General features: G+C 73.7%; 10 protein-coding genes. 7 read left to right on the top strand and 3 right to left on the bottom strand.

Going from position 1 to position 10,458, the window contains the following annotated elements; genetic code table 11:
* Nucleotides 1–31 precede the first annotated feature (31 nt).
* The 6 genes from aroH to ligD are packed head-to-tail and all read left to right on the top strand — an operon-like array spanning nt 32 to nt 5,186.
* Nucleotides 32–397, top strand: coding sequence for a chorismate mutase (gene aroH, locus E1262_RS27060; RefSeq protein WP_132107462.1), 366 nt, complete (start codon nt 32–34; stop codon nt 395–397).
* Nucleotides 397–1,479 carry a prephenate dehydrogenase gene (locus E1262_RS27065; protein WP_132107463.1) on the top strand — a complete coding sequence of 361 codons (1,083 nt, stop codon included), beginning with the start codon at nt 397–399 and terminating at the stop codon, nt 1,477–1,479. Before aroH ends, E1262_RS27065 begins: the two co-directional genes overlap by 1 nt.
* Nucleotides 1,480–1,505: 26 nt before the next feature.
* A complete protein-coding gene (gene cmk, locus E1262_RS27070) occupies nt 1,506–2,210 on the top strand; it encodes a (d)CMP kinase (protein WP_132107464.1) in 705 nt (234 codons plus the stop codon).
* Nucleotides 2,207–2,860, top strand: coding sequence for a lysophospholipid acyltransferase family protein (locus E1262_RS27075; RefSeq protein WP_132107465.1), 654 nt, complete (start codon nt 2,207–2,209; stop codon nt 2,858–2,860). Before cmk ends, E1262_RS27075 begins: the two co-directional genes overlap by 4 nt.
* Nucleotides 2,857–4,206 (top strand): ribosome biogenesis GTPase Der, encoded by a 1,350-nt coding sequence (gene der, locus E1262_RS27080; RefSeq protein WP_132107466.1) that lies wholly within the window; start codon nt 2,857–2,859, stop codon nt 4,204–4,206. The genes E1262_RS27075 and der overlap by 4 nt, the downstream gene beginning before the upstream one ends.
* Nucleotides 4,203–5,186 (top strand): non-homologous end-joining DNA ligase, encoded by a 984-nt coding sequence (gene ligD, locus E1262_RS27085; RefSeq protein ID WP_132107467.1) that lies wholly within the window; start codon nt 4,203–4,205, stop codon nt 5,184–5,186. Before der ends, ligD begins: the two co-directional genes overlap by 4 nt.
* 12 nt (nt 5,187–5,198) lie before the next feature.
* On the opposite strand, the gene E1262_RS27090 is transcribed toward ligD, so the two are convergent.
* Nucleotides 5,199–6,305, bottom strand: coding sequence for a winged helix DNA-binding domain-containing protein (locus E1262_RS27090; protein WP_132107468.1), 1,107 nt, complete (start codon nt 6,303–6,305; stop codon nt 5,199–5,201).
* 25 nt (nt 6,306–6,330) lie between these two features.
* Nucleotides 6,331–7,833 (bottom strand): HNH endonuclease signature motif containing protein, encoded by a 1,503-nt coding sequence (locus tag E1262_RS27095; protein WP_132107469.1) that lies wholly within the window; start codon nt 7,831–7,833, stop codon nt 6,331–6,333.
* Nucleotides 7,834–8,023: 190 nt separating this feature from the next.
* Here E1262_RS27095 and E1262_RS27100 point away from each other — a divergent pair, with 190 nt between their 5' ends.
* Nucleotides 8,024–10,003 carry an elongation factor G gene (locus E1262_RS27100; RefSeq protein WP_203454519.1) on the top strand — a complete coding sequence of 660 codons (1,980 nt, stop codon included), beginning with the start codon at nt 8,024–8,026 and terminating at the stop codon, nt 10,001–10,003.
* 4 nt (nt 10,004–10,007) lie between these two features.
* On the opposite strand, the gene E1262_RS30610 is transcribed toward E1262_RS27100, so the two are convergent.
* The coding region (locus E1262_RS30610) for a hypothetical protein (RefSeq protein ID WP_162606106.1) at nt 10,008–10,458 on the bottom strand (451 nt) is incomplete at its 5' end.

A 10,458-nucleotide genomic window follows, 5' to 3' on the forward strand; every position in this document is an offset into this window, starting at 1 on the left:
TGCGGGCTGGCGGCGGGTACCTTGCTGTCCTGTGACTGTACGCGCGATACGGGGGGCCACCCAGCTCGACGCCGATGAGGCCGAGCATCTGCTGGAGCGGACCGCCGAGCTGATGACCACGGTGCTCGACCGCAACGAGCTGACGTCCGACGACGTCATCAGCATCTTCCTCACCGCCACGCCGGACCTGCGGTCGGCGTTCCCGGCCGTGGCCGTCCGCCAGCTGGGCATCACCGACGTGCCGATGATGTGCGCCCAGGAGATCGCCGTCTCCGGGGCGCTGCCACGGGTGGTGCGGCTGATGGCGCACGTCGAGACCACGAAACCGCGGTCGGAGATCCGGCACATCTATCTGCACGGCACGACGGTGCTGCGCGACGACCTCGCGGACCGGTGATGGCCCCGTTCGAGGGCCGCACCGTCCTCGTCGTCGGCACCGGACTGGTCGGGACGTCCGTCGGGCTGGCGCTGACCCGAGCCGGCGTCGACGTGCGGCTGGCCGACGCGAAGCCGGAGATCCTCGCCGAGGCGGTCCGGCTGGGCGCGGGGCGCCCGGAGCCGGACGGCCCGGGGGAGCCGGCCGCGCTCGCCGTCGTCGCCGTCCCGCCGGAGGCCGTCGCGGAAGTCATCGGCGAGGTGCTGGAGAGCCGCCGGGCCGAGTACGCCACCGACGTCGCCAGCGTGAAGGTGCTGCCGACGATGCAGGTGCGCGAGCGGGTCGCCGACCCCGGCCGGTACGTCGGCAGCCACCCGATGGCCGGCCGCGAGGTCAGCGGGCCGAATGCCGCGCTGGCCGACCTGTTCGAGGGCCGCCCGTGGGTGATCTGCCCCGACGACGGCACCCACCAGCAGGCGGTGACCCGCGCCCTGGCGGTCGCCCGGCTCGTCGGCGCCACCCCGATGACCATGACGGCGGCGGAGCACGACGCCGCCGTCGCGCTGGTGTCGCACACGCCGCACGTCGTCGCCGCGCTGATGGCCGGCCGGCTGGCCGGCGCGCCGGGCCACGAGGTGCGCCTGGCCGGGCCGGGCGTCACCGACGTCACGCGCATCGCGAGCGGCGACCCAGAACTGTGGACGGAGATCCTGACGGCGAACGCGGCGGCCGTCCGCCCGGTGCTGGAGGGCCTGCGCACCGACCTCGACCGGCTGATGGCGGCGCTGGAGACGCCGGTGGCCGGCCAGCCGGTGCTGCGCGAGCTGTTGCGCGGCGGGGTCGACGGCCGGTCCCGGCTGCCCGGCAAGCACGGCGCCGCGCACACCGAGTTCGCCACCGTCATCGTCGCTGTCGAGGACAAGCCCGGCCAGCTGGCCGCGCTGTTCGCCGACGCGGGCGCGGCCGGTGTCAACGTCGAGGACGTCCGCATCGAGCACGCCGCCGGCCAGCCGCTCGGGCTGGTCGAGCTGGACGTCCGCCCTGGCGCCGAGGACGAGCTGGCGGCGTCGTTGCGCGAACGCGGCTGGACCATCCGCGGGTGACATCGCCGGCCGGTAATCTTCTGGACGTGCCCGATACTCCCGCTGACGTCTCCGCCCAAGACCTCGTCGTCGCCATCGACGGCCCGTCCGGTTCCGGGAAGTCGACGGTCGCACGTCGCGTGGCGGCCGCCCTCGGCCTGCGCTACCTCGACACCGGCGCGATGTACCGGGCGGTCACCTGGTGGGCACTGGAGCAGGGCGTCGACCTCGCCGACACCGAGCGGGTGGCGCAGCTGGCCCGCGAGCTGCCGCTGGAGCTCGGGACGGACCCGGCCGCGCCCACGGTGGCGGTCGCCGGCACCGACATCGCGGCGGCCATCCGCACCAGCCGCATCTCCGCCGCCGTCAGCGCCATCGCCACCAACCTCGGCGTCCGCGCGGAGCTGGTGGCCCGGCAGCAGGCCGTCGCGCGCGAGGGCGGCGTCGTCATCGAGGGCCGCGACATCACCACCGTCGTCGCGCCGGACGCTCCCGTACGGGTGCTGCTGACCGCCGACGAGCGGGTCCGGCTGTCGCGCCGGGCGCTCGAGGTGCACGGCTCCGACGACGAGACCGCCGTCGACGCCACCCGCGACCAGGTGGTCCGCCGCGACGCCGACGACGCCACCGTCGCGAGCTTCCACGAGGCCGCCGACGGCGTCGACGTCGTCGACTCCTCGCTGCTGTCGCTCGACGAGACCGTCGACGCCGTCCTGAAGCTGGTGGAGGCCCGCTCGGGGGTGCGGGCGTGACCGAGTCCCGCTTGCCCACCGCCAGGGGCGCGGTCTTCGGCAAGTACGCCGCCGCCACGCTGGCCCGGCTGCTCTACCGCGTCACGATCACGGGCGCCGCGAACGTGCCGCGCACCGGCCCGGTCATCCTGGCGCCCAACCACACCGGCTTCCTCGATGCCCCGCTGCTCATGGGGACCTGCCCTCGGCCGGTGCACACGCTGGCGAAGAAGGAGCTGTTCAAGGGCCCACTCGGCTGGTTGCTGCACGGCGTCGGGCAGATCCCGCTCGACCGCGACGACCCCAGCCGCAGCATGGTCAAGTCAGGCATCGGCGTCCTCGACGACGGCCGGATCCTTGTCGTGTTCCCCGAGGGCACCCGCGGCGCCGGCGACTTCGCCGAGCTGCGGACGGGGCTCGCCTGGTTCGCGCTGCGCTCCGGCGCGCCGGTCGTTCCGGTCGTCTTTACAGGAACGGCGTCCCGGGGACGTACATTTGGTTCGATGCCCGGCCTTCGGTCCCGGGTCGAGGTCGTCTTCGGCCGCCCGGTCACGTTGCCGACCGGCGGCGGGCGCACTCGCTCGGCACTCGACGCGGCGACCGAACAGCTGCGCGAAGCCCTGGTGGCGCATCGCGAGGCCGTGGCGTCCCGAACCGAGGAGCACAAGTGAGTGAGCAGGTGGCGTCCGTCGACGTCTACACGCCGACGGTCGCCGTCGTCGGCCGGCCCAACGTCGGCAAGTCGACGCTGGTCAACCGCATTCTCGGGCGTCGCGAGGCGGTCGTCGAGGACGTGCCGGGCGTCACCCGCGACCGCGTCGCCTACGACGCCGCGTGGGCCGGGCGGTCGTTCACCCTGCTCGACACCGGCGGCTGGGATCCCGAGGCCAAGGGCATGGCGGCGCGCATCACGGCGCAGGCCGAGGTCGGCGTGGCCGCCGCCGACGTCGTCATGTTCGTCGTCGACTCCACGGTCGGCGCCACCGATACCGACGAGGCGGTCGCGAAGCTGCTGCGCCGGTCCGGCAAGCCGGTGATCCTGGTGGCCAACAAGGTCGACGGCCCCAGCGGCGAGGCCGACGCCGCCGCGCTGTGGAACCTCGCGCTGGGCGAGCCGTACGCGGTGTCGGCGCTGCACGGCCGGGGGAGCGGCGACCTGCTCGACGCCGTCGTGGCCGCGCTGCCGGAGGCGCCGCCGGAGTCGTTCGACGTCGACGGCGGCGGCCCGCGCCGGGTCGCCCTGGTCGGCAAGCCGAACGTCGGCAAGTCCAGCCTGCTGAACAAGCTGGCCGGCGAGGACCGCGTCGTCGTCGACTCCGTTGCCGGCACCACCGTCGACCCGATCGACGAGATGGTCGAGCTGGGCGGGCGCGAGTGGCGGTTCATCGACACCGCCGGCATCCGGCGCCGGGTGCACGAGGCGTCCGGCGCGGAGTACTTCGCGTCGCTGCGCACGGCGGCGGCGCTGGAGCGGGCCGAGGTCGCCGTCGTCCTCATCGACGCCAGCGAGCCGCTGGCGGAGCAAGACCTGCGGATCATCTCGATGGTCGTCGACGCCGGCCGGGCGCTGGTGCTGGCGTTCAACAAGTGGGATCTCCTCGACGACGAGCGCCGCGACGTGCTGGAGCGCGAGATCGACCGGCAGCTGGGCCGGGTCACGTGGGCGCCGCGGGTGAACGTCTCCGCGCGCACCGGCTGGCACGTCGACCGTCTGGTCAAGGCGCTGGACACCGCGCTGGAGGGCTGGGAGCAGCGCATCCCGACCGGCAAGCTGAACTCGTTCCTCGGCCAGCTCGTCGCGGCACACCCGCACCCGGTGCGCGGCGGCAAGCAGCCGCGGATCATGTTCGCCACCCAGGCCGACACCCGGCCGCCGCGGTTCGTGCTGTTCACCACCGGGTTCCTGGAGCCGTCGTACCGGCGGTTCGTGGAGCGGCGGCTGCGCGAGGACTTCGGCTTCGAGGGCACGCCGATGGAGCTGTCGATGAAGATCCGAGAGAAGCGCTCCCGGTCATGATGCCGCGGCCGGACACCATCACCCCGATGATGGCCTCGCCGTCGGCGGTGCTGCCGCCTGACGACGACGCCTGGGGCTTCGAGGTGAAGTGGGACGGTGTCCGGACCATCGCCTACGTCCAGGACGGCGCGATCCGGCTGTCCAGCCGCACGCTGCGCGACGTCACCCGGGTCTACCCGGACGTGCACGGCGTCGCAGCCGCGCTGGACGGCCGCAACGCCGTACTCGACGGCGAGGTGGTCGCGTTCGACGACGACGGGCGGCCCAGCTTCGAGAAGCTCCAGTCTCGAATGAACGTCGAGGTCAGCGGGATGGCCGATCCGCTGGTGGCCGGCGCGCCCGCGGTGTACGTGCTGTTCGACCTGCTGTATCTGGATGGCCGGTCGCTTCTGAACGCCCCATACGAGGAGCGGCGGGCCGAGCTGGACGCGCTGCTGCCGGCCGGCGGCCCGGGCTGGCAGGTGCCGGCGTACGTGCCCGGCAACGGCTCGGCGATGCTGGCGGCCACCAAGGCGCAGCGGCTGGAGGGCGTCATCGCCAAGCGGCTGGGCAGCCGGTACCTGCCCGGCAAGCGCGGCCGCGACTGGCTCAAGGTGAAGAACGTCAACCGCCAGGAGGTCGTGATCGGCGGCTGGCTGCCTGGCGAGGGCGGGCTGACCGGGACGCTCGGTGCGCTGGCGGTCGGCGTCTACGACGAGGGTGGCGAGCTGCGGTACGCCGGCCGGGTCGGCACCGGGCTGACGCTGGCCGAACGGCACCGGCTGTCCGGTCTGCTCTCGCCCCTGGTGGCGGAGGCGAGCCCGTTCGTGGGCGCGCAGCCCGACAAGCGCGGCTGCGTGTTCGTCCGGCCGGAGCTGGTCTGCGAGGTCGCCTTCGCCGAGTGGACCGCCATCGGCACGCTGCGCCACCCCGCCTACAAGGGGCTGCGGCACGACAAGCAGGCGCGCGACGTGGTGCGGGAGCGGGCGCTGCTGGGCTAGGCCTGTCGACCGTCAGGCCCGGCCGGCGGGGATCCGCAGCCGAACGTCGCGCCGTCCGGCCTCCGGTGCCGCGAACGCCAGCAACCCGGCGGCCTCGGCCTCCAGCTCGGCCTCCTGGTCGCCGGTGAGCGACCGGAGCAGGTCGGCGGTGAGCGTGGCGGCGTCGTCGTCCTGCGACATCGTCCAGAAGCCGCCGACCTCGCCGTCGATCAGTACCGCCGCCTCCCAGCCGACGCGGGCCGCCGCGTCGGGGCCGACGAGGCGGCTGCGGTCGGCGTAGGCGAGCACGACGTTGTCCAGCGGGGCGAGCAGCCGCGCCGGCGCCGGCGTCTCCGGGTCGGGCCGGGGCGCGTCGGGGACGTCGAACAGCTCCTCGCCGTGCTCGCCGGTGAACGTCACCAGGTACGGACGCATCGCCTCGACGACCTCGCGCAGCCGGGTCAGCCCGCTCCAAGCCTGGACGTCCTTGACGGTGGCCGGCCCGAACGCGGCCAGGTAGCGGCGGACCAGCGTGCTCGGCGGGACGCCGGGGGACAGCGGCCGGCCGAGCCAGGTGTGCGCCAGTGCGACGTGCGCCGGGCCGTGGCGGTGCCACAGTCCGTCCGGCGGCGGGTGAACGACCGGCAGCAGCCCCTGCACGGACCGAGCCAGCGCCGTCGGGCTGTACTCCGGCCAGCGTGCGGCGAGGGCCCGGCTGAGCCGTGGCCGGGTGAGCCGGCCGTCGTCGAGCAGATCGGCCGCGGCCTTGGCCAGCTCGTCCACGTCGACGCCCTCGAGCGTCTTGCCCCAGGCACCGCGCTGCCAGCGTTCGAGCATCGGCTGCAGCATCGGCCGCAGCCACAGGTAGTCGTCGGTGGCGACGAGGTGCAGCGTGCCGCGGAACAGCGTCGCCCGGACGACGCTGCGGTCCAGCTGCAGCGCCGTCAGCTGCTCGACGGTGAAGCCCTCGATGCGGTTCCACAGCATGAGGTACGGCGGGTCCGGGTCCTGGCCCTGCAGCCCCACGACGTCCCGGACGACGTCCAGCGGCCGCCGCTCGGCGCCGTCCACGCGGCCGAGCAGGTGCTGCCGTGCGAGCGTCGCCCGGTTCAGTCGTCGCCCGTCGAGTCGCTGGTGCATGCCAGCACCGTAGGCCCGGATGCGGTCACCCGGTGTCCGGAACACTGTCCCACCTCGAACCGTGACACGACTCGGGTGGTCTCTCGTAGTGGTGGCCGGTGGGGCTGGTCCAGCGGGTGGTGCCGTCGGGTGCTCGTTGGACGGTCCAGTGGCCGTGGTGTTTGAGCAGGTGGTGGGTGGTGCAGAGGGTGTGCAGGTTGTCTGGTGACGTCGACCCGCCGGCGGTGAACGGAACGATGTGGTCGAGGTCGCAGCTGCGGGCGGGTCGGTGGCAGCCCGGCGCCTTGCAGGTCCGGTCCCGGGCGGTGATGAACTCGGCCAGCGCCGTGGTGGGCCGGTAGCGGGTGCGGCCGAGGTCAAGGAGTTGTCCGGTGCCGTCGGTGCGGAGCCAGCTCCAGATGCCTTCGGTGGCGAGGGTGCGGGCGACGTGGGCGGGGATGGGTCCGTAGCCCTCCAGCTCGCCGGGTTCGTCGCTCAGCCCGGCGAGGGTGGCGAATGGGACGGTGACGTGCACGCTGATCGGCCGCCGCGCGGGTCGGCCGGTGGCGGGAGCCTCGCCCGTGGTGGTGCCGCCGGTGGCGCCGTCGGCGCAGCCGGTGAGGAAGGCCCAGCCCAGGTCGGCGAGGGCGTCGGCGCGGCGTTGGTCTCTGGTGCGGGCCGGGCGGCCGGCGGCGGCGTCGGCGCGTTTGGCGTCCGCGGCGGCGGCGTTCAAGGCGGTGTCCAGCGCGGTGGCGTCCTCAGCCGGCAGCAGCGCCTCCAGGTGCGCCATCCCGTCCGACGCGGGCGTCACGCACACGTAGCGGCGCTCCCTGGCGGCGCGGTTGCGGTCGGCGGTCTCCACCGGCGCCTGCTCGTGCAGCAACTGCTTGATCAGCTTCCGCAGCGCGACCGAGTCCAGGTACGGCGCCTCCGGCAGGACCGCCGCCTCCACCCGCACCCGCACATCGGGGTCCTGGCCGCCGAGCTCGTCGGTGATCACGCGCGCGCGCCGCAGATCGATGACCCCGGCCGCCAACGCGGTGTGGGTGTCGGGGAAGTCCTCCACCAGTTGCACGCCGTGCCCGACCTGGTTCTCCGCCTGCCGGGTCGTGAGCTGACAGCGTGCGGCGATCTCCACCGCGGTGTTGGTGACCGCGTTGACTGAGCGGTACCCGGTCTCATCGGGGCGCATCTCCGGCCGCGACGCCAGCTCCGCCGACGCGGCCGCCTCGCCGGCGGCGACCCACGCCGCCAGCCGCGCCCACCCACCGATCGCCTCCACCAGATCAGAGGCGTCCGCCCTCGACGGGTCGGAGGCCGCGAGCAGAGCGGCCAGCTCCGGCCCGGCCGGCACCTGGTCGAAGCCGGTGATGGTGGGGGCGGGTTCGGCGGTGCACAGCTCCCGCAGCAGCACCGGATCGATCTCCGCGACCGGGTCGAACGGGTCCACCGGCATCCAGTCACCGAGCCGCGGATGCCACGCCACCAGCTGCCCCGTCACCGGGTCGACACCCGGCGACGGAGCAGTCAGCAGCGCTTCTTCGAACATGCACACCACCCTACCGACACCCACCGACAAGGTCGGTTCGACCAAAGGAGACGCCGAAAATCAATTGCTCACATCCCAGCGCGCGTGCTCGACTGAGCCCGACCACCAGCGAGAAGGGAGAGCGTCATGCGCCGAGCGTTCGGGTCCACCCCAGCGACACCATTCGTCCGAGCAGAGGACTCGAAGCTCATTGCGTACGCTCAACCTGGGAATCCTCGCGCATGTCGACGCCGGTAAAACCAGTCTGACCGAGCGGCTGTTGTACGTCGCCGGGGTCATCGACGAGGTCGGCAGCGTCGACGCCGGGAGTACACAGACCGACTCGCTCGCGCTGGAACGGCAGCGCGGCATCACCATCAGGTCCGCCGTCGTCGCGTTCACCGTCGGCGACACGGCCGTGAACCTCATCGACACGCCCGGCCACCCCGACTTCATCGCGGAGGTGGAGCGGGTGCTCAACGTGCTCGACGGCGCCGTGCTGGTCGTGTCGGCGGTGGAGGGCGTGCAGGCGCAGACGCGCGTGCTGATGCGGACGCTGCGGCGGCTGCGCATCCCGACCCTGGTCTTCGTCAACAAGCTCGACCGTGCCGGCGCCGACCTGGATGCCGTCCTCGAGCAGTTGGCCACCCGGCTGACTCCGCGGATCGTCCCGCTCGGCGCAGCCGAGCGCCAGGGCACCAAGGACGCCGCGTTCCGCCCGTTCACCGCCGACGACGACGGGTTCGGCGCCCGGCTCGTGGACGTGCTGGCCGACGGCGACGACGCGTTGCTCGCGGACTTCGTCGACGACCCGGCGGGCCTGTCGCACCGGCGGCTGCTGCGGTCGCTGGCCCTGCAGTCGCGGCGGGCGGACGTGCACCCGGTTTTCGCCGGCTCGGCCATCACCGGCGCGGGCGTCGACGAGCTGACGGCGGGCATCGTGCGGCTGCTGCCGTCGACGCCCGAGCCGGACGGCGACGCCGCGGGGCCGCCCGCCGGCACCGTCTTCAAGGTCGAGCGCGGGCCGGCGGGGGAGAAGATCGCCTACGTCCGGATGGTCACCGGCACGCTGCGCACGCGCGACCGGCTTGCGGCCGGCAAGGTCACCGCGCTCAGCGTGTTCGACGGCGGCGGCGCCCGGCCGCGCGCAGAGGTGACGGCCGGGTGGATCGCCAAGGTCTGGGGGCTGACCGGTGTTCGCATCGGCGACTCGCTGGGCGAGCCGACCGGCGGCGGGGCGGAGCACCACTTCGCCCCGCCGACCCTGGAGACCGTCGTCGTGCCGCGGCGGGCCCGGGACCGGGGCGCGCTGCACGAGGCGCTGGCCCAGCTGGCCGAGCAGGATCCGCTGATCGACCTGCGCCAGGACGACCTCCGTCAGGAGGTGTCGGTGTCGCTCTATGGCGAGGTGCAGAAGGAGGTCGTCCAGGCGACCCTCGCGGCCGAGTACGGCATCGACGTCGACTTCCGAAAGTCCACCACCATCTGCGTCGAGCGGGTCACCGGGAGCGGGGAGGCGGTCGAGCTGATCAAGCAGGACGGCAACCCGTTCCTCGCCGGCGTCGGGCTGCGGGTCGAACCGGCCGCCGAACGCGAAGGCGTCACGTTCGAGCTGGCCATTGAGCTGGGGTCGCTGCCGCCGGCGTTCCTGCGGGCGATCGACGAGACCGTCCGCGAGACGCTGCGGGAGGGGCTGCACGGCTGGGACGTGCCGGACTGCCGGGTGACGCTGACGCGGTCGCAGTACTGGCCACGGCAGAGCCACGCGCATGCCACGTTCGACAAGAGCATGTCCAGCACCGCCGGAGACTTCCGGCTGCTCACGCCGCTGGTGCTCATGACGGCGCTGCGGCGGGCCGGTACCCGGGTGCACGAGCCGATCCACCGGTTCGAGCTGGAGCTGCCCGCCGACTGCCTCGGCCAGGTACTCCCGGCGTTGGCGCGCCTGCGGGGTGTGCCGGGGACCCCGGCACCGACGGCGTCCGGCTATCTGCTCGCCGGCGACCTCCCCGCGGCGCACGCGCACGAGCTGCAGCAGCAGCTGCCGGCGCTGACCCGCGGCGAGGGCGTCCTGGAGACCCGGTTCGACCGCTACGCGCCGGTCGCCGGCCCGCCACCGGACCGCCCGCGCACCGACCACGACCCGCTCCACCGCGACGAGTACCTGCTGCGCGTCGTCCGCCGGGTGTGACGCCTCACCCGGCGGACGGGATGGTCTCCAGGTCGCTGAGCAGCCACTCGCGGTCCTCGTCCGTGGTGATGTCGCCGCTGGCCAGCCGCGCCTGCTCGGCGTGCCGGCGCGCCTCGTCGTGGTCGCCGGCGACGGCGTAGGCGCGGGCCAGCGCCTCGTAGGCGAAAGCCAGGTCCCAGTCGCCGATGCCGTTCTCCTGGCAGGTCGACAACACCAGCCGGGCGTGGAACAGCGCGGGCTCGGCCCGGCCGACGACGCAGTAGACCCGCGAGCACAGCCAGTGGCTGCGGGCGACGTTCTGCGGCGTGCCGACCTGCAGCCAGTGGTACGCCGAGGCGTGCGCCTGGTGGATCATCAGCACGTCGTCGTCGGGCGAGCGGTCCTCCAGTTCCATCAGCCGCCAGGTGTCGTTGAACAGGTCGGCGCCCAGCCGGCGGTGCAGGGCGGGGTCGATC

It is taken from the genome of Jiangella aurantiaca (assembly GCF_004349105.1).
GTDB lineage: Bacteria > Actinomycetota > Actinomycetes > Jiangellales > Jiangellaceae > Jiangella > Jiangella aurantiaca.